Source organism: Listeria booriae, assembly GCF_000766865.1.
Classification (GTDB): domain Bacteria; phylum Bacillota; class Bacilli; order Lactobacillales; family Listeriaceae; genus Listeria_A; species Listeria_A booriae.
In genome coordinates this window covers 434,622-454,278 of record NZ_JNFA01000011.1, presented here as the reverse complement: position 1 = coordinate 454,278, position 19,657 = coordinate 434,622, and the positions used below count along the sequence as shown (strand labels likewise).

Annotated in this window: 15 protein-coding genes; all 15 read left to right on the top strand. The window is 43.6% G+C overall.

From position 1 onward, the window contains the following. The first annotated feature begins 43 nt into the window (after positions 1-43). Positions 44-1,396 (top strand): MATE family efflux transporter, encoded by a 1,353-nt coding sequence (locus tag EP57_RS05310; RefSeq protein WP_036084818.1) that lies wholly within the window; start codon positions 44-46, stop codon positions 1,394-1,396. 41 nt (positions 1,397-1,437) lie between these two features. Then, entirely contained in the window at positions 1,438-1,932 is a 495-nt protein-coding gene (locus EP57_RS05305) for a GNAT family N-acetyltransferase (RefSeq protein WP_036084817.1), read from the top strand. A gap of 124 nt (positions 1,933-2,056) precedes the next feature. Continuing rightward, positions 2,057-2,275, top strand: coding sequence for a S4 domain-containing protein YaaA (gene yaaA / locus EP57_RS05300; protein ID WP_036085123.1), 219 nt, complete (start codon positions 2,057-2,059; stop codon positions 2,273-2,275). 22 nt (positions 2,276-2,297) lie between these two features. Further along, positions 2,298-3,410: a DNA replication/repair protein RecF gene (recF, locus tag EP57_RS05295; protein WP_036084816.1), complete on the top strand. Its 1,113-nt coding sequence runs from the start codon at positions 2,298-2,300 to the stop codon at positions 3,408-3,410. Positions 3,411-3,468: 58 nt separating this feature from the next. Beyond that, the gene (gene gyrB / locus EP57_RS05290; protein WP_052167573.1) at positions 3,469-5,409 is read left to right on the top strand and encodes a DNA topoisomerase (ATP-hydrolyzing) subunit B; all 1,941 of its coding nucleotides are present in this window, start codon (positions 3,469-3,471) and stop codon (positions 5,407-5,409) included. Positions 5,410-5,508: 99 nt separating this feature from the next. Then, positions 5,509-8,034, top strand: coding sequence for a DNA gyrase subunit A (gene gyrA, locus EP57_RS05285; protein WP_036084815.1), 2,526 nt, complete (start codon positions 5,509-5,511; stop codon positions 8,032-8,034). 478 nt (positions 8,035-8,512) lie between these two features. After that, positions 8,513-9,892 (top strand): tRNA uridine-5-carboxymethylaminomethyl(34) synthesis GTPase MnmE, encoded by a 1,380-nt coding sequence (gene mnmE, locus EP57_RS05280; RefSeq protein ID WP_036084814.1) that lies wholly within the window; start codon positions 8,513-8,515, stop codon positions 9,890-9,892. Positions 9,893-9,903: 11 nt separating this feature from the next. Beyond that, complete coding sequence (gene mnmG, locus EP57_RS05275; protein ID WP_036084813.1) at positions 9,904-11,790, top strand: tRNA uridine-5-carboxymethylaminomethyl(34) synthesis enzyme MnmG; 1,887 nt, start codon at positions 9,904-9,906, stop codon at positions 11,788-11,790. A 9-nt stretch (positions 11,791-11,799) separates the two neighbouring features. Next, positions 11,800-12,516: a 16S rRNA (guanine(527)-N(7))-methyltransferase RsmG gene (gene rsmG / locus EP57_RS05270; protein WP_036084812.1), complete on the top strand. Its 717-nt coding sequence runs from the start codon at positions 11,800-11,802 to the stop codon at positions 12,514-12,516. Between the two features lie 249 nt (positions 12,517-12,765). Continuing rightward, on the top strand, positions 12,766-13,629 hold the full coding sequence (gene noc / locus EP57_RS05265) for a nucleoid occlusion protein (protein WP_036084811.1): 864 nt from the start codon (positions 12,766-12,768) through the stop codon (positions 13,627-13,629). Between the two features lie 256 nt (positions 13,630-13,885). Next, the gene (locus EP57_RS05260; RefSeq protein ID WP_036084809.1) at positions 13,886-15,346 is read left to right on the top strand and encodes an FAD-binding oxidoreductase; all 1,461 of its coding nucleotides are present in this window, start codon (positions 13,886-13,888) and stop codon (positions 15,344-15,346) included. Between the two features lie 73 nt (positions 15,347-15,419). Further along, positions 15,420-15,989, top strand: coding sequence for a glycerol-3-phosphate responsive antiterminator (locus EP57_RS05255; protein WP_036084808.1), 570 nt, complete (start codon positions 15,420-15,422; stop codon positions 15,987-15,989). An 82-nt stretch (positions 15,990-16,071) separates the two neighbouring features. After that, positions 16,072-17,355 (top strand): MFS transporter, encoded by a 1,284-nt coding sequence (locus tag EP57_RS05250; RefSeq protein WP_036084807.1) that lies wholly within the window; start codon positions 16,072-16,074, stop codon positions 17,353-17,355. A gap of 13 nt (positions 17,356-17,368) precedes the next feature. Next, positions 17,369-18,145 (top strand): SDR family oxidoreductase, encoded by a 777-nt coding sequence (locus tag EP57_RS05245; protein ID WP_036084806.1) that lies wholly within the window; start codon positions 17,369-17,371, stop codon positions 18,143-18,145. 36 nt (positions 18,146-18,181) lie between these two features. Beyond that, positions 18,182-19,609, top strand: coding sequence for an FGGY-family carbohydrate kinase (locus tag EP57_RS05240; RefSeq protein WP_036084805.1), 1,428 nt, complete (start codon positions 18,182-18,184; stop codon positions 19,607-19,609). The last annotated feature ends 48 nt before the right edge of the window (positions 19,610-19,657 follow it).

Sequence of the window (19,657 nt, the reverse complement as noted above, 5' to 3'; positions counted from 1 at the left end):
TTGTGTACATAGCATTACATGGTTTGTGTAAGGAGGAAGGACAATGGCGAATATTAAAGACATGACAACGGGAAATCCGACAAAAATTATTTTTTATTTTGCGATGCCGATGCTGATTGGGAATCTATTTCAGCAATTTTATACGATGGTTGACGCGATGATTGTTGGAAAATTTGTTGGTGTGAATGCGCTGGCTGCTGTTGGGGCTACGAATGCTTTGAACTTTTTCATTATTTCGTTAGTGATCGGTTTGATGAGCGGGGTTTCGGTTGTTGTGGCGCAATATTTTGGTTTTCAGGATTATCATCGTTTGAAGCAAGTTATTGCGACGGCTAGTATTATGATTGGATTGGTTTCAGTGGTTTTAACGATTATTGGGATTGTGCTTGCCAAACCGTTGCTACTTTTATTGCAGACACCGAAAGAAATATTAGATGATTCTGTGCTTTTTATGACGACTTTGTTTATTGGTATTTTACCGATGGGGCTTTATAACGGGGTTTTCGCGATTTTAAGGGCGCTTGGGAACTCGATTACGCCGCTTTATTTTCTTATTATTTCGTCCTTATTGAATATTGCGCTCAGCTTTCTTTTTGTGGTGGGATTTGGTTTAGGAGTCGCTGGTGCAGCTTGGGCAACCGTTGTGAGTCAGTTGGTTTCGGCTATTTTATGTATTATTTATGGATATCGGCATGTGCCTTATATGCGTTTGAAAAAGAAGGATTTGCACTTTGATCGCGCGATTTTCAAGGAGATTTTCCGAATTGCGCTGCCTTCTGCGTTACAAGGTTCGTTTATTTCGATTGGAAATATGGCGATTCAAGGCTTGATTAATAGTTTCGGTGCGACGGTTGTTGCGGCTTACACGGCGGCAAGTCGGATTGATTCGCTTACATATCAGCCTGGTATTGCTTTTGGCGCGGCGTCTTCGATGTTTGCAGGTCAAAATATCGGAGCTGGAAAAATTGATCGTGTCAAAGAAGGCTTTTGGTCTGGGATAAAAGTCGTGACGGTTGTCAGTTTGGCGATTACTGTACTAGTACAGATTTTTGCGCATCAGTTTTTGACGTTGTTTTTGGATAGTTCGGCGACGGAAGCTTTGTCTATTGGAACGGGCTATTTGAAAATTGTGTCGTTGTTTTATGTCGTTGTCGGAATTTTGTTCGTCGTTCGGGAAACGTTGCGCGGAACTGGTGATGCGATTGTGCCGCTTTGGATGGGTATTTTTGAACTGGCTTCTAGGCTTGCGATTGGTTTCATTTTGTCACAATTCTTAGGGTATATGGGCTTGTGGTGGGCGACGCCGGTTGCTTGGGTTAGTGCGACAATGCTCGGTTTGTGGCGATATAAATCGGGCCGTTGGATGCGCAAAGCTGTTATCAAGAAAGATGTATAGTAGAATAGATATTAAAGTTAAGATAAAGGAGTAGAATCTAGATGTTTGTAAGAAAATTAAAACCTGAAAAATGGGAAGCAGCTTCAGAATTAAGTGTTTTTCGTGAACAAAAACCGTTTGTAGACTCGGTTGCCGACTCTTTAATGCGGAGTCATGACGAGCCTGCGGATTCAGATCTTGTATTCACGCCGTATGGAATTTATTCAGAGGACCAACTTGTTGGTTTTATTATGTATACATTTGAAAATGACTCGAAGGACAATCATTGGATTTCGGGATTCTTAGTCGATAAAGATTATCAGCACCAAGGAATCGGACGCCGCGCTTTGGAGCAACTGGTGGACTTTGTTTTTGTAAAAAATCCGGAAAGCATCGAAGTAAAAGTCGCCGTGACACCTGAAAACACGATTGCGAAAAACTTATTTTTGTCTATCGGTTTTAAAGATGCAGGTTGGAAGCAAGGAACGAAGGAAGTTTTGTGCTTTAAAAACAAAAATCCGCTCAGAAGCCCCATATTTATTTATAAACCAAAATAATATCCCCCTACTTGGTTTTGCAAAAATAAGCTAAAAAACGCATATATAAATAATTTCGTTGTGTTCTGCCTGATTTTCGAGTAAAATAGAAGAATAGGGCTTATTAAGATTGGACGTGAAAAAATTGGCGGATAGTATTAAAATTAATACCGAATATATAACACTCGGACAACTGCTTCAAATGATGGATGTTATCTCATCTGGTGGCATGGCAAAGGCATTTTTAAGTGAGAATGTTGTGTATATTAACGGGGAAGAAGATAATCGTCGCGGTCGTAAGTTGCGAAATGGCGATGTTGTTTTAGTTCCAGGTGAGGGCAAAGTCCAAATCCAACAAGGCTGATTAAAGAGGGATAAGGGGTTATATGCATTTAGAGAACTTAGTTTTGCGACATTTTCGGAATTATGAAGAACAGGAACTTTCATTCGATAATAATGTCAATGTTTTTTTAGGCGAGAACGCGCAAGGGAAAACGAATCTGTTAGAGGCGATTTTAATACTAGCGGTTGCTAAGTCGCATCGGACAACGAATGACAAGGACTTTATTAGCTGGGACGCTGAATCGGCCAAGATTGAAGGTCGCGTGGAGAAACACGGACAATCGGTTCCACTAGAATTAACACTGACACAAAAAGGCAAGAAAGCGAAAGTAAATCATTTAGAACAGAAGAAGCTAAGCCAATATGTCGGAAATCTGAATGTGGTCATGTTCGCACCAGAAGATTTGTCGCTCGTAAAAGGCGCGCCTGGTGTTAGAAGACGCTTTATTAACATGGAAATCGGTCAAATGCAGCCGGTTTATTTACACGATTTAAGTCAGTATCAGCGAATTTTGCAACAACGCAATCATTTTTTAAAGCAAGCGCAGATTAAGCGGAAGTCAGATCCGACGATGTGGCAGATTTTGACGGAGCAGTTTATTGAAGTAGCTGTGAAGTTGACGAAGCGGCGCGCGGATTTTATTGAAAGATTAGAACAATTCGCTGTTCCGATTCATTTTAAGATTTCGCGTGAATTGGAGCATTTGAAATTAGAATACAAGCCATCCGTGGAGCTAGAAGGTGCAAACCCCGAAGAATGGCAAGCGAACTTATATAAGAAAATGGAATCCATTGCCCAAAGAGAAATCGATCGAGGTGTCACGCTAATCGGCCCACACCGAGATGATCTCTTCTTTTACGTTAATGGGCAAAATGTGCAGGTGTTTGGTTCGCAAGGGCAGCAACGCACGACGGCTCTTTCGGTGAAGCTCGCAGAAATTGATTTGATTTTTGAGGAGACGGGTGAGTATCCGGTTTTGCTGTTGGATGATGTGCTTAGTGAGCTGGATGATTTCCGGCAATCGCATTTGTTGGCGGCGATTCAAGGGAAGGTGCAGACATTTGTGACGACGACAAGCACGGATGGCATCGACCATGAGACGATCAATAGTGCCACGACATTTTTAGTGGATAAAGGTACAGTAACGAAGCAATAGCGCCGAATTTGGCGTCATAATAGATTTAATGAAAAAGAAAGCGCGGTGGAATGTTAGGATGACTGAGGAAAATATGACGAATGTGCATGAAAGTGCGGCTGAATATAGTGACGATCAGATTCAAGTTTTAGAAGGTCTCGAAGCGGTTCGTAAAAGACCGGGGATGTATATTGGTTCGACTAGTCAACGTGGCTTGCATCATCTAGTTTGGGAAATTGTTGATAATAGTATTGATGAGGCGCTGGCTGGATTTTGTACGGAAATTGAAGTAACGATTGAGAAGGATAATAGCATCACGGTTAAAGATAATGGTCGTGGAATCCCAACTGGTATCAATGAAAAAGTGGGACGTCCAACGGTTGAAGTTATCTTTACGGTGCTTCATGCTGGCGGTAAGTTCGGCGGTGGCGGGTACAAGGTTTCTGGCGGTTTGCATGGTGTTGGTGCGTCAGTTGTTAATGCCTTGTCTACAAGCCTAGAAGTACAAGTTCACCGTGACGGAAAGCAGTATTATCAACGTTTTGAACAAGGTAATGTGGTGATGGACTTAGAAGAACGTGGTGAATCTGATTATCGCGGAACGATTGTTCATTTCACGCCTGATCCAGAAATTTTTAAAGAAACGACAGAGTTTGAGTATGACACGCTTAGAACGCGTACGAGAGAGCTTGCTTTCTTAAACCGTGGCTTGAAAATATCGATTGAAGATAAACGTGCAGAACATGAGCAACGCCAAGATTACCATTATGAAGGCGGAATCAAGTCGTACGTAGAGCATTTAAATCGTTCTAAAGAGGTTATTCATGAAGAGCCGATTTACATTGAAGGCGAACGTGAAGGCATTATGGTTGAGGTTTCGATGCAATATAATACAGGTTTTGCGAGCAATATCATTTCGTTTGCGAATAATATCCACACGTATGAAGGTGGAACGCATGAATCTGGCTTTAAAACAGCATTGACGCGTGTTATTAATGACTATGCGCGACGCAATAAGTTGTTTAAAGATAATGATGATAATTTGTCTGGGGAAGATGTGCGTGAAGGTCTAACGGCAATCATCTCGATTAAGCACCCTGATCCACAATTCGAAGGACAAACGAAGACGAAACTTGGAAACTCGGAAGCACGTACCATTACCGATAAGCTATTCTCAGCGGCTTTAGATAAGTTCTTAATGGAAAACCCTACAGTAGCGAAGAAAATCGTTGAGAAGGGTGTTGTGGCGAGTCGTGCGCGTCTTGCTGCGAAACGGGCGCGTGAAGTTGCACGTAAATCAAGTGGACTCGAAATTTCGAGTTTGCCTGGTAAATTAGCCGATTGTTCGTCTAGAAATCCTGAAATCAGCGAACTGTACATTGTTGAGGGTGACTCAGCCGGTGGTTCTGCGAAACAAGGTCGTGATCGTTTATTCCAAGCGATACTTCCAATTCGTGGTAAAATTTTGAACGTTGAAAAGGCTCGTCTAGATAAGATTTTGGCGAATGAGGAAATTAGAACCATTTTTACAGCGATGGGAACTGGTTTTGGTGGCGATTTTGATGTGGCGAAAGCGCGTTATCATAAATTGATTATCATGACCGATGCCGATGTGGATGGTGCGCATATTCGGACGTTGCTATTAACATTGTTTTATCGTTATATGCGTCCGCTTGTAGATGCTGGCTATATTTACATTGCCCAACCACCGCTTTATCAAATTAAGCATGGTAAAACGCAAGAGTATGTTTATAGTGATAGCCAATTAGAAGATTACTTGGCGACTTTAGAAGCTGATACGAAATACGGTATTCAACGCTACAAAGGTTTGGGTGAGATGAATCCTGAGCAATTATGGGATACAACGATGAACCCAGAACATAGAACGTTACTTCAAGTAGGTATTGAAGATGCGATTGATGCGGATGAAACGTTTGAAATGCTGATGGGTGACAATGTAGAGCCACGACGCAAATTCATTGAAGAAAACGCACAATACGTGAAAAATTTAGACGTGTAAGCTCATAAAAATAAATAATATTTCCCGGGAAATAAATGCGATATGATTATTTCCCGGGAAATACATACGGTTTGTAATTTGAAGGAGGTTTCTTAAAAAATGTCAGAAACACCAGAATCAAGAATAACGGAAGTAAATTTAAATAAAGAAATGCGTACTTCTTTTCTAGATTATGCGATGAGTGTTATTGTTGCTCGTGCACTTCCAGATGTTAGAGATGGCTTGAAACCTGTTCACCGTCGTATTTTATATGCGATGAATGATCTTGGGATGACGTCTGATAAAGCGTATAAGAAATCTGCACGTATCGTTGGGGAAGTTATCGGTAAGTACCACCCACATGGTGATACGGCGGTGTACTTCACGATGGTTCGGATGGCGCAAGATTTTAGTTATCGGAATATGCTTGTTGATGGACATGGTAACTTTGGGTCTGTCGATGGAGACATGGCGGCTGCGATGCGTTATACGGAAGCTAGAATGTCGAAAATTTCGATGGAACTTTTGCGTGATATAAATAAAGATACGATTGATTATGTTGATAACTATGATGGTTCGGAGCGGGAACCTAATATTTTGCCAGCGCGTTTCCCGAACTTGCTTGTCAACGGTTCTTCAGGGATTGCGGTTGGTATGGCGACAAATATTCCAACGCATCATCTTGGCGAGGTTATTGACGGGGTGCTTGCGCTTAGTCATAATCCGGATATTGAGATTCGTGAGTTGATGGAACATATTCCAGGTCCTGATTTCCCAACGGCTGGGATGATTATGGGACGTTCTGGGATTCGTCGTGCTTATGAAACTGGCCGTGGATCCATTACGCTTCGTGCTCGTGTTGAGATTGAGACGAAGAACAATGGGAAAGAAACAATCGTTATTACAGAATTGCCGTACCAAGTCAATAAAGCTCGCTTGTTAGAACGGATTGCCGAACTTGCTCGTGAGAAGAAAATTGATGGTATTACTTCTGCCAATGATGAGTCTGACCGTACTGGTATGCGTATGGTTATCGAAGTTCGCCGAGATGTTAGTGCTAGTGTTATTATTAATAATTTGTATAAAATGACAGCTCTGCAAACGACTTTTGGTATTAATATGCTTGCTTTGGTTAATAATCATCCGAAAGTGCTGAACTTAAAAGAGATTCTATACCATTATTTGGAACATCAAAAAATCGTTATCCGTCGTCGTACGGAATTTGAACTGCGTAAAGCAGAAGCTCGTGCGCATATTTTAGAAGGTTTGCGAATTGCGCTAGATAATATTGACGCAGTAATAAAACTAATTCGGGCATCAAAAACGGCAGATATTGCCAAGGAAGGTTTGATGACACAATTTAGTCTTTCTGATAAACAAGCTCAGGCGATTTTAGATATGCGTTTGCAACGTCTAACTGGTTTGGAACGCGATAAAATTGAGGATGAGTTTAATAGCTTGATGGCTTTAATTACAGACCTGAAAGAAATTTTAGCGGATGATGAGCGTATTTTGGAGGTTATTCGTGAGGAATTGACGGAGATCAAAGAGAAATATGCGGACAAACGTCGCACGGAAATTTTGGCAGGTGATTTGGTAAGTTTGGAAGACGAAGATTTGATTCCAGAAGAAGAAGTTGCGATTACGCTTACGAACAAAGGCTACATCAAGCGTTTGCCACTTTCTACTTATCGTAGTCAGCGCCGTGGTGGTCGTGGTGTGCAAGGTATGTCAACGCATGAAGATGATTTTGTAGAGCATCTTGTGGCGACTAGTACGCATGATACGTTGCTGTTCTTTACGAATACAGGGAAGGTTTATCGTGCGAAGGGGTATGAAATTCCAGAGTACAGCCGAACTGCGAAAGGTATTCCGATTATTAACTTGCTCGGTATTGAAAGTCAAGAGAAGGTCAATGCGGTAATTAACTTGCGTGATTTCACGGATGATCAATATTTGTTCTTTACAACGAAACTTGGTGTTGTGAAGCGTAGTACGTTGACGCAATTTGCGAAGATTCGTCAAAGTGGCTTGCGCGCCGTGGAACTTCGCGAAAATGATGAGCTGATTTCTGTGCAAATGACGGATGGCAGCAAGAAAATCATTATTGGAACGAAATTTGGTCAGTCGATTTACTTTGAGGAAACCGATATTCGCGTAATGGGTCGTACGGCGGCTGGTGTGCGTGGTATTCGTTTGCGTGATGAGGATGAAGTTGTTGGCATGGAAATCCTTGAAGACGACGAGAAGGTGCTTGTCGTGACCGAGAAGGGTTATGGGAAACAAACACTTGCCGAGAATTATCCGCTTCGTAATCGTGGTGGTATGGGTGTTAAAACAATCAATATCACGGAGAAAAACGGAAATCTTGTCGCTCTGAAAACTGTTACTGGTGAAGAGGACTTGATGTTAATGACTATCGGCGGCGTTCTGATTCGCTTCTCTGTCGGTGATATTTCGCAAACTGGTCGTAGTGCAATGGGTGTGAAACTGATTCGTTTAGATGATGAGGAACGCGTTGCAACGGTGGCGAAAGTGCCGAAAGAGGAAGAAGATGAGTTTGTGGATGATGAGACTGAGGGCAATGAAGTTGTTGAAACAGTTGAGAATCCAGAAACCGATAATGGAGAAACAACAGAAGAATAATATATGAGGAATCCTGTGAATGAGTTGGCAGGGTTTCTTTTTTGTGCTATTCTATGATTAAAAACGGAGGTTCTACCATGAGCGCATATATTCCAATAACGATGGTAGCAGTTGTCGTGATTATTGTAGCCATATTGACTTTAGTTATTAGAAAATCAATAAAAAGAAATTAGTGAGTCAGACCTTTGGATTTTGTTCAGAGGTTTTTTTCTTGTGGATAAATGAAGAAATTATTCCAAAACTATTGTTATTCACATGTGGATAAGTTAAAATAAAAGGTATGATATTTTTAAAATCGAAAAAGTTCTGGATATGTGGATAACATTTCTGGATAACTTTATATACAGACCAACATTATTAGCTTTGGTGAAAGCGGAGCAAATGTTGATGATACGCACAGGTCATGTGCCAAAATTTATTCGATTGGGAAATCGGGCTTGTTTTTGTGAGCGGATTTTTCTAGGAAGGTGGGTAAAGAATGGAATTTGATACAATTGCTGCGATCTCAACACCGCCAGGCGAGGGAGCCATTGCTATTATTCGTTTGAGCGGTGATGAGGCGATTCAGATAGCGGATCGTATTTTTTATGCGCAAAAATCGTTAGGGGACGTGGAAAGTCATACGATTCATTATGGTCATATTGTGGATCCGAGTACGGGTGAGACGGTCGAGGAGGTCATGGCGACTGTGATGCGGGCGCCGCGCACGTTTACACGGGAAGATGTGGTCGAGATTAATGCGCATGGTGGGATTGTTTCGGTGAATCGGGTGTTGCAACTTTTGCTGCGAAATGGGGCGAAGTTGGCGGAGCCGGGAGAGTTTACGAAACGGGCCTTTTTGAATGGACGGATTGATTTGTCGCAAGCGGAAGCTGTGATGGATTTGATTCGAGCGAAGACGGATCGTGCGATGGGTGTCGCGTTGCAGCAGATGGACGGGAATTTGTCGCGGTTGATTCGCAGTTTGAGACGGGAAATTTTAGATGCGCTGGCTCAGGTTGAGGTGAACATTGATTATCCGGAGTATGATGATGTGGAAGAGATGACGCAACGGATGCTTGTGGAGAAGGCGCAATTGGTGCGTGCTTCGGTGGAGCAGTTGTTGTTGACGGCGCAACAGGGTAAAATTTTGCGTGAGGGATTGGCGACGGCGATTATTGGTCGACCGAATGTCGGGAAATCGTCTCTGCTTAACCAGCTGATTCAAGAGGAGAAGGCGATCGTGACGGATATTGCGGGGACGACACGGGATATTATTGAGGAGTATGTGAATGTTCGTGGTGTGCCACTGCGCTTGATTGACACGGCTGGAATTCGCGAGACGGAAGATATTGTTGAAAAGATAGGCGTGGAACGTTCGCGCAAAGCTTTGCAGGAAGCGGATTTTATTTTGTTGGTGCTAAATCAGCATGAACCGTTGAGCGTGGAGGATGAGGCGTTGTTTGAAGCGGTCGCGGGACAGAATTTCGTGGTTGTTTTGAATAAGACGGATTTGGCGCAGAACATTGATGTAGCGCGGGTTAGACAGCTTGCTGGTGAGAACCCGGTAGTCGAGACTTCGCTTGTGAATGAGGCTGGGATTGCGGAATTGGAGCTGGCGATTAAGGAATTGTTTTTTGCTGGTGAGATTGATGCAGGAGACGCGACGTATGTTTCGAATGCGCGTCACATTGCGCTTTTACATGAGGCGATTCAGGCGATTGATGCGGTGATTGAGGGCGTTGAGGCTGGTATGCCAGTCGATATTGTGCAGATTGATATGACGCGAGCTTGGGATTTACTTGGAGAAATTATCGGTGAGTCGGTGCAGGATGAATTGCTCGACCAGTTGTTTAACCAATTTTGTTTAGGAAAGTGATGTGTTAAAAAATGCAAACTTATGATGCGGGAAGCTATGATGTGATTGTTGTTGGTGCGGGTCATGCTGGCGTTGAGGCTGGTCTTGCGAGTGCTCGAATTGGCGCGAAAACATTGATGCTTACGATTAATTTAGATATGGTGGCGTTCATGCCTTGTAATCCTTCTGTCGGCGGTCCGGCAAAGGGCGTTGTAGTGCGGGAAATCGATGCGTTGGGCGGCGAAATGGGCCGTAATACGGATAAAACGCACATTCAAATGCGGATGTTAAATACCGGCAAAGGTCCTGCGGTTCGTGCTCTGCGTGCGCAATCGGATAAATGGGATTATCAACACGAAATGAAGCATACGATTGAAAAAGAGGAACATTTGACGCTGCGTCAAGGGCTTGTAGATCGCCTTGTAATTGAGGATGGCGTTTGTAAAGGTGTTATTACGAACAGCGGCGCGATTTATCATGCCAAAACGGTTGTACTAACGACAGGAACTTTTTCACGTGGGGAGATTATTGTTGGGGAATTGCGTTATTCGAGTGGTCCGAACAATCAGCAGCCTTCGATTAAGCTTTCAGAGCATTTGGAGGAACTTGGTTTTGAGCTACGTCGATTCAAAACGGGTACGCCGCCACGTGTGAAATCGAGTTCGATTGATTATTCGCAAACGGAAATTCAGCCGGGGGACGATGTTCCACGTGCTTTTAGTTATGAAACGGTAGATTTTATTATGGATCAGTTGCCTTGTTGGTTAACGTATACGAATGAAGCGACGCACCAAATTATAGAGAAGAACTTGCATCGCTCGCCAATGTTTACAGCTACGAAAAAAGGAACGGGCGCGCGTTATTGTCCTTCGATTGAGGATAAAATTGTTCGTTTTAGTGATAAGCCGCGCCATCAAATTTTCCTAGAACCTGAGGGTCGTAATACGGAGGAAGTTTATGTGCAAGGGTTGTCGACGAGTTTGCCAGAAGATGTGCAACGTGAGATGTTAGCGACGATTCCGGGGCTTGAAAATGTGGAAATGATGCGCGTTGGTTATGCGATTGAATATGATGCGGTAATGCCAGATCAGTTGTGGCCATCTTTAGAAACAAAACGTGTGGAAAATCTGTATACGGCGGGACAATTGAATGGAACGAGTGGTTATGAAGAAGCTGCGGGACAAGGATTGATGGCTGGTATTAATGCGGCGCGTCGTGCTTCTGGTAAGGAACCAATTGTTCTTGGTCGCGATGAAGCGTATATTGGTGTTTTGATTGATGACTTGGTGACGAAGGGGACGGAAGAGCCTTATCGTTTGTTGACGTCTCGTGCGGAGTACCGGTTGTTGTTGCGCCATGATAATGCAGATTTGCGTTTGACGGAGATTGGTCATGAGATCGGTCTGATTAGCGATGAACGTTACGCTCGATTTGTGGCGAAACGAGAAGCGATTGAGGCGGAGAAAGAACGTCTGAAAACAACGCGAATTAAGCCGACTGCGGAAGTTCAGAAGATGCTTGTTGATATGGGCAGTACAGAGTTGAAAGATGGTGTCTTGGCGGCAGATTTCTTACGCAGACCGGAGATTACGTATGATATTTTGATGGGAATTGTTTCACGTGAAACATCGCTTACGCCTGATATTGAGGAACAAGTGGAAATTCAGATTAAGTATGAAGGTTATATTGAGAAATCATTGAATCAAGTGGAAAAAATGAAGCGGATGGAAGACAAGAAAATCCCTGAAAACATTGATTACGATGCGATTGGCAGTTTGGCGACGGAAGCTTTGGAGAAATTGAAGAAGATTCAGCCGTTATCGATTGCCCAAGCTAGCCGTATTTCAGGCGTGAATCCAGCTGATATTTCTATTTTGTTAGTGTATATTGAACAAGGCAAAATCGCAAAAGTAAAGTGAGGGAAAAACGTGAATCCAGAACAGTTTAGAGAACAGTTATTGCAACAAGGTATCGCTTTATCGGATGGGCAAATGGCGCAATTTGACGCGTATTTCAAGATGCTCGTGGAATGGAATGAAAAGATGAATTTGACGGCAATTACGGATCGTGATGAAGTGTATTTAAAACATTTTTACGATTCGATTTCTGCGGCTTTTTATGTGGATTTCAAAGAGGTTGGAACGGTTTGTGATGTTGGTGCTGGAGCTGGGTTTCCAAGTATCCCGATTAAGATTTGTTTCCCGCACTTAGACGTGACGATTGTAGATTCTTTGCAAAAACGGATTACTTTTTTGGATGCGTTGGCGGCTGAATTAGGATTGGACCGGGTTCATTTCCATCACGCGAGAGCCGAAGAGTTTGGACAGAATAAGGCATTCCGCGGGACATTTGATCTTGTGACGGCGCGTGCTGTGGCGAGAATGAGTGTGTTGACAGAGCTTTGTTTGCCACTTGCTAAAAAGAACGGTTTTTTCCTTGCGATGAAAGGGATGCAGGCGGAGCAGGAGCTAAAAATTGGTGCGAAAGCCATCGCAACACTCGGCGGTAAAGTGAAAGATCATTTTGCTTTTTCGCTTCCAGTTGAGGACAGTGAGCGGAACTTGTATTTGATTGAAAAAGTGAAGGAAACGCCGAATAAATATCCGCGTAAGGCTGGAACGCCGAACAAGCAACCAATCGAATGATAGTTCAGCGTGCCGACAAATACCCATCTCCGTCGTTAAAAGTTCCGTTCCGATGCTCACGTACTTTAGTACGCTCCGCGTCGGTACTCGCTTTTGCCTAGGATATGGGCATTTGTCGGCACGCTGAGGTTTGGAGATACGGACAGGTTTTGCCGTTAAAATATAATTTTTCTATAGTCTAGATATATTTATGGGGGATTTTCTGCTAGAATGGATAGTAGGTTTAACTAATTAGAAGGGATGATAGGAATGCCTTTTTCGCGTTTGTTCGGAAAGAAAGATAAGGAATACATTGAGATCGAGACGGAAGAAATTGTGGAGGACTTCATGCAGAAAATCGTGGAACTTCCTATTGCAGCTATCATTCCGAATCGCTTTCAGCCAAGAACTGTGTTCGATGCATCCAAAATTGAAGAATTGGCAAGAACAATTAGGATTCACGGTGTTATTCAGCCAATCGTTGTACGTGAATACGAGCCTGAAAAATATGAAATTATTGCTGGTGAACGTAGATTTCGCGCGGTTTCTTCACTCGAATGGGAGCATATTCCGGCAATTATCCAAAGTTTAACGGATGATGAAGTCGCGGCGATTGCTCTGATTGAGAATTTGCAGCGTGAGGAATTAACACCGATTGAAGAGGCTAAAGCGTATCAAAGTTTGCTAGATATGCAAGGAATTACGCAAGAAGCGCTGGCGCAACGTGTTGGTAAAAGCCAATCTGCGGTCGCTAATAAATTGCGTTTGTTACGATTGCCAGAATCGATTCAGCAGGCTGTTTTAGATAAGCAAATCTCTGAACGTCATGCGCGATCGTTGTTAGTTTTAGAAGAGGAAGAGCAGCAATTAGCCGTGTTGGCGAAGATTGTGGAGAATAAATGGAATGTGAAGGAGACGGAGCAATATATCGCTTCTCTTCATGCCAAACCTGAACCAAAGAAAGCAAAACCGCAACGTAAAGCGATTAGTCGTGATGTGCGGATTGCTGTAAATACGATTAAGCAGTCAATCACGATGGTGAAGGATAATGGAATGGATCTTCAAATGGAAGAAGAAGAGTCGGATGATTTTTATCAGATTACGATTCAAATTCCAAAGCAGTCGAAGAAATAAGAATAAGGCTATTTCACAAACAATGTGTGGTAGCCTTTTTGTAGTTAATTTATGTGAAATTAGTAACGAAAAATCACCGCATAAAATATAGAACTTCTCCTTGACTTTCTTGTAAGCGTTTTATATACTGTAGTTAGTTGCTAGAGAATTGAGATAAGCGACTCCTAATTTGTAGGAGTGCGCTTTTTTTGTGCTCTAAAAACAGAAATATTTACCATTTTTGGTGAAAAAGCAGATCGGAAGGGGTTATTTTAACATGGTTTTATCGACAGTTTTATCTCGTGAGGAAATCGTTGAGGCAATGGAAGGTTTGGTTGGGGGCGCTAATGTTGTGACGGATGAAGAGACGTTGCAGCACGCGAGTATTGACCGTTATCGCAAGTATGAGGACATTTCGGGAATTTTTACGCAACCGATTCCTGCTGCTATTGTGAAGGCTAGAAATACGGATGATATTGCGAAGGTATTGAAATTTTGTAATGAGAATGGGGTTAATTGTATTCCGCGGACTGGGAATTCGGCGCTTGAGAGTATGTTGGAATCGGTGAAGCCGAATCATATCGTGTTGGACGGTTCTGGATTGAATAAGGTAATCAAAATTGATGAATATAATATGCAAGTGACGTGTGAAGCGGGTGTGGTGTTAGAAGACATCGAGAACTTGCTACGCGAAAAAGGTTTAACAACGGGGCATTCGCCGCAGTCAAAACCGTTAGCGCAAATGGGCGGTCTTGTGGCAACGCGCAGTACAGGGCAATTCTCCACACTTTATGGTGGGATTGAAGACATGATTGTTGGGCTTGAAGCGGTGTTTCCAAATGGAGAAGTGACGCGGATTAAAAATGTGCCAAGGCGCGCGGCTGGGCCTGATATTCGCCATGTTGTGGTCGGTAATGAAGGGGCACTGTGCTACATTACGGAAGTTACGGTGAAAATTTTTAAATATCAGCCGGAGAATCATCGTTTTTATGGTTATACGTTGGATGATATGTCGGTTGGGTTTGAGATTTTGCGTGAGGTGATGGTGGAGGGTTACAAGCCTTCGATTGCAAGACTTTACGATGTGGCGGATGCTGCGGGACATTTCTCTCATTTTCAAAAGGATAAATGCGTTCTGATTTTCATGGCGGAAGGTCCTGCGGGAATTACGGAAGCGACGGGTGCTGGAATCGAGAAAATCGTGGCGAAATATGAACAATGTGAGCAAGTGAAAAGCCAGTTGATTGCGGATTGGTTCGCGAATTTGAATTGGTTCCCAGAGCAGGTTGCAGAAGAGCGTGAAGAAATCGTAGCTACAAAAAATATGGGATTCACGACCGAAATTGCGGCGGATTGGGGCAATATTAACGCGATTTATGAGTCTGCTTGTCGTCGTGTGAAAGCGGAAGTGCCTGATGTGACTTGGGTTGGCGGACATTCATCGCATAGTTATATCAACGGGACGAATCTTTATTTCGTATATTATTACGATTTGAACTGCGAGCCTACAGAGGAAATTAATAAGTACCATAATCCGATTAACAAAATTATCGTGGAGGAATCGCTGAAACATGGTGGTACGATGGTGCATCATCATGGTGTCGGAAAAGCGCGCGCGCCGTGGATTAAAGATGAGTACGGTTCTTCATTCTATATTTTGAAAACATTGAAGCAAGCATTTGATCCGAATAACGTGATGAACGCTGGAAGCATTATTCCGCTTGAGTTTTTGGATTAAAGCAAGGTAAGATGGTGTTTCAATTCTTCTAGACTGGGAGGATTGAAACACTATTGAAAGTAGGGGAATTAGAATGAGAGAAAATATGTTAGATTTGTTGGCGGATAATCCGATTATTGCCGCGGTTAAGGACGAAGACGGGCTTCAAAAAGTAGTGCAATCCAATTGTCAGCTGGTTTTTATTTTGTTCGGGAATATTTGTAATATTGGTCAAATTGTGGCGCAAGTGAAGGCGGCGGGCAAGGTGGCTTTTGTAGATATTGATTTGGTGGAAGGTACGTCGAATCGGGAAATTGTTGTTGATTTTATGCGTAAAAACACGGAAACGGACGGTATTATTAGTTCGAAGCCATCGATTGTTCGGGCTGCTAAAATGAAAGGTTTCTACACGATTCACCGCTTTTTCTTGATTGATTCGATGTCGTATCATAATTTGCCAAAACAAGTGGCGGCTTCTAAAACGGATTGTGTGGAGATTTTGCCGGGATGTATGCCTAAAGTTCTTGGTTGGGTCCAAGATGCGATTTCGCAACCGGTCATTGCAAGTGGGCTCGTGTGTGACAAAGAGGATGTTCTGACGGCGTTACAAGCTGGTGCTGTAGCGATTTCGTCAACAAGTCCAGATGTGTGGGATAATATTTAATTTAATTTTTTTAAAACGATGATAGGAAAAGACAATTTTAACTAAATAATGTAAGCGTTTTCGAAAGATTAGGGGGCAGACGATGAAAAAGACAAAATTTAGTCGCTGGTTTATCATCGCAATCATTGGTATGACTGGCGGAATGAGCTTTGAGTTACCTTATTTGAAATATAATTATCAAGTGCCGATGGAATCGCTGATGGGGCTTAGTGCCACGCAGGTTGGTTTTATTATGAGTGTGTATGGGACAGCAGCAATGATATTGTATGCGCCAAGTGGGATTATCGCGGATAAGTTCTCTCATAAAAAATTAATTACGTTTTCGATGTTAGTTACGGGAGGTCTGGCGTTTGTTATGGCGCTGTATCCGCCGTATTGGATGTTGCTTGTGATTCAAGTGTTGCTGGCGATTACGACGGTATTGTTTATGTGGTCGGCAACGGTGAAGGCTGTGGCGATTTTAGGGACGGCTGATGAGCAAGGAAGTTTACTCGGTTTTGCGGAAGGAATGCGGGGATTTGGTGCGCTTGTGACGGCGTTTTTGACGTTATGGATGTTCCAATTGTTTGGCGCTGACTCGAATCCGAATAGTTTGAAAGCGGTTATGATAACGTACGGTGTTTTTTATATTGTATTTGGGATTTTGTGTTGGTTTGTTGTGCCTGAAGAGACAAAGCAGGCTCGCGCAAGTATTCCAAAAGCGGAGAAAGTGACGGCCAAGGATATTGTGACAGTACTTAAAAAACGGACGACTTGGTATTGTAGTTTGATTATCATGGGTGTGTATACGATTTTTGCGGTGCTTAGTTATACGACGAGTTATTTGATTGATATTTTTGCGATGCCGGTTGTGATGGCGACGTTTATCGGGATGATTCGGAATCAGGTTTTCCGGACGATTAGTGGTCCTGTGGGCGCGATTGTTTCGGCTAAGACGCGGTTGAAATCGCCGACGAAGATTATTTTTATTGGTGGGATTGTGACGTTTGCTGGGCTGATTTGTTTGATTGTGATTCCGGCGAGTAAGAATATTATTTTCGTGATGATTGGACTTGTGTTGTTGCTTGCGTTCTTTAACTATGTGTCGCGCGGGATGTATTTTGCGACGATTGGTGAGGCTGGAACGCCGAGTAAGACGATGGGAACGACGATTGGTGTGGCTTCTTTGATTGGATTTTTGCCAGATGTGTTTATTTATCCGTTGATCGGAAGTTGGCAGGATACGTTGGAAGCAACGCAGGCTTATCGTAATATGTGGATTTTAGGGCTTGTTGCGACGGGAATGGCGCTCGTTTTCTGTATGTTATTGATGCGCGATATTAAGAAAAATAAGGCGGTTGTAATGGCTGCTGCAGAGACAGTTTAAGGAGGAAAACACGATGAATATTCAAGATTTTCAAATGGACTTCTTTTCTTTGAAGGGCAAAAATGCGATTGTGACGGGTGGCAATTCTGGATTGGGGCAAGCTTTTTCGTTGGCGCTGGCTAAGGCGGGGGCGAATCTTTTTATTCCAAGTATTGTGGCGGATGATGGCACGACGGAGCGGCTGATTGAAGAGGCTGGCAGCAAGATGGTGTTTATGGAGGCCGATATTACGAAGGAAGGCGTGCCAAAGCAGATTATTGAAAACTGTGTGGAGGCGCTGGGGTCGGTGGATATTTTGGTGAATTGTGCGGGGATTTGTAAGCTGGCGGAGGTGCAGGAGTTTGGGCGCGCGCAGTGGGATCCGATGATTCAGATTAATTTGACGGCTGCTTTTGAGTTGAGTTATGAGGCGGCGCAAAAGATGATTCCGCAACGGAGCGGCAAAATTATTAATATTTGTTCGCTGTTTTCGTTTCTTGGTGGGCAGTGGTCACCAGCGTATGCGGCTACGAAACATGGGATTGCGGGCTTGACGAAGGCGTATTGTGATGAGTTGGCGCAGTATAATATTCAGGTGAACGGGATTGCGCCTGGGTATTACGCGACGGAGATTACGACGGCGACGCGGAGCAACCCAGAAACGAATCAGCGTGTGTTGGATCATATTCCGGCGAATCGTTGGGGTGAGACGCAGGATTTGATGGGAACGACGGTATTTTTGGCGAGCAGGGCTTCGGATTACGTGAATGGGCATCTGCTCGTTGTGGACGGCGGCTACTTGGTTCGTTAGATTGGAAAATTTGATAAGAGAGAAAGGTCTAGGATTATGACGAAAAAATACATTATGGGAATCGATGGTGGTTCGCAAAGCTCAAAAGTAGTTATTTTTGATTTGGATGGGAACATTGTTTGTGAGGGAAAATGTGCGTTGCAACCCATGCATATGCAGGAGCCTGGGGTTGTGGAACATCCGAATGATGATTTGTGGGATTCGCTGATTGTGGCGAGCAAGGAAGCGATGGATTATTTCCCGGGAAATAATGAAGATATTATTGGATTGGGTCTTTGTACGATTCGTTTTTGTCGGGCATTGTTGAAGCGTGACGGGAGTCTTGCGGAACCTGTGCTGAGCTGGATGGATGCGCGGGTTTCGAAGCCTTATGAGCATGTGAATCCGGAGGTGGCGTATGTGACGACGACTTCGGGGTATATAACGCATCGTTTGACGGGGAATTTTGTGGATACGGCGGCGAATTATCAGGGGCAATGGCCGATTGATACGGATACGTGGGAATGGGACGAGACTCCGGATGTGATGGGGCAACTTTCACGGGAGATGTTGTTTGATTTGAAAATGCCGGGTGATGTTTTAGGGACGGTTACGAAGGCTGCTGCGGACGCGACGGGGATTCCTGAGGGGATTCCGGTGATTGCGACGGCGAATGATAAGGCGGTTGAGGCGTTAGGTTCGGGATTGCTGGCAGAGAAGACAGCGCTAGTTTCGCTCGGAACGTATATTGCTGCGATGATGCCAGGGCTAGAGAATCCGCGAGATACGACGGCTTTTTGGACTAATTTTGCATCGACACCGCATCAATATTTGTATGAAAGCAACGGGATTAGACGGGGCATGTGGACGGTCAGCTGGTTTAAGGAACTTTTAGGTGATGACATTATGTTGAAGGCGCATCAGGACGGGCATTCTGTTGAAGAGTTTTTGAATCGGGAAGCGCAACATGTTCCGGCAGGTTCAGATGGCTTAATGACAGTGCTTGACTGGCTAGCACCTGGTGATGCACCTTATCGTAAAGGAATCATGATTGGTTTTGATGCAAGACACGGCAGGGCGCACATGTACCGCTCCATTTTAGAAGCGATTGCTTTAACCATGAAAAACCGCGTAGATGACATGTGCGCCGAACTAGGCGTACCTTTGGAAAATTTGATTATATCTGGCGGCGGCTCTAATAGCACATTGCTTATGCAAATTTTTGCGGATGTTTTTGGCGTTCCGACATCGCGAACAGAAGTAAACGGCTCGGCAAGCCTTGGTGCAGCAATTTGTGTAGCTGTGGCGCTCGGCATTTATCCAACCTACGAAGCAGCAACACATAAAATGGTCCGAACACGCGATAAATTCCAGCCAAACCAAGAGAACCAAACACTGTACCATCGCATCAATCAAGAAGTATACAAGGACATTACAAAAAGTACAGATACAATTCTTAAAAAAGCAGCAGCGATATTTCAATAGAAAGTAAGAGTCTGGATATATCATTCAGGCTTTTTCTAGTTTCAAATA

What these genes read in the sequence shown, in the direction of transcription:
- EP57_RS05305 (WP_036084817.1), top strand. Translation starts at nt 1,438, where the DNA reads ATGTTTGTAAGAAAATTAAAACCTGAAAAATGGGAAGCAGCTTCAGAA.
- EP57_RS05310 (WP_036084818.1), top strand. Translation starts at nt 44, where the DNA reads ATGGCGAATATTAAAGACATGACAACGGGAAATCCGACAAAAATTATT.
- gyrB (WP_052167573.1), top strand. Translation starts at nt 3,469, where the DNA reads ATGACTGAGGAAAATATGACGAATGTGCATGAAAGTGCGGCTGAATAT.
- recF (WP_036084816.1), top strand. Translation starts at nt 2,298, where the DNA reads ATGCATTTAGAGAACTTAGTTTTGCGACATTTTCGGAATTATGAAGAA.
- noc (WP_036084811.1), top strand. Translation starts at nt 12,766, where the DNA reads ATGCCTTTTTCGCGTTTGTTCGGAAAGAAAGATAAGGAATACATTGAG.
- mnmE (WP_036084814.1), top strand. Translation starts at nt 8,513, where the DNA reads ATGGAATTTGATACAATTGCTGCGATCTCAACACCGCCAGGCGAGGGA.
- mnmG (WP_036084813.1), top strand. Translation starts at nt 9,904, where the DNA reads ATGCAAACTTATGATGCGGGAAGCTATGATGTGATTGTTGTTGGTGCG.
- EP57_RS05240 (WP_036084805.1), top strand. Translation starts at nt 18,182, where the DNA reads ATGACGAAAAAATACATTATGGGAATCGATGGTGGTTCGCAAAGCTCA.
- EP57_RS05245 (WP_036084806.1), top strand. Translation starts at nt 17,369, where the DNA reads ATGAATATTCAAGATTTTCAAATGGACTTCTTTTCTTTGAAGGGCAAA.
- EP57_RS05260 (WP_036084809.1), top strand. Translation starts at nt 13,886, where the DNA reads ATGGTTTTATCGACAGTTTTATCTCGTGAGGAAATCGTTGAGGCAATG.
- EP57_RS05250 (WP_036084807.1), top strand. Translation starts at nt 16,072, where the DNA reads ATGAAAAAGACAAAATTTAGTCGCTGGTTTATCATCGCAATCATTGGT.
- gyrA (WP_036084815.1), top strand. Translation starts at nt 5,509, where the DNA reads ATGTCAGAAACACCAGAATCAAGAATAACGGAAGTAAATTTAAATAAA.
- EP57_RS05255 (WP_036084808.1), top strand. Translation starts at nt 15,420, where the DNA reads ATGAGAGAAAATATGTTAGATTTGTTGGCGGATAATCCGATTATTGCC.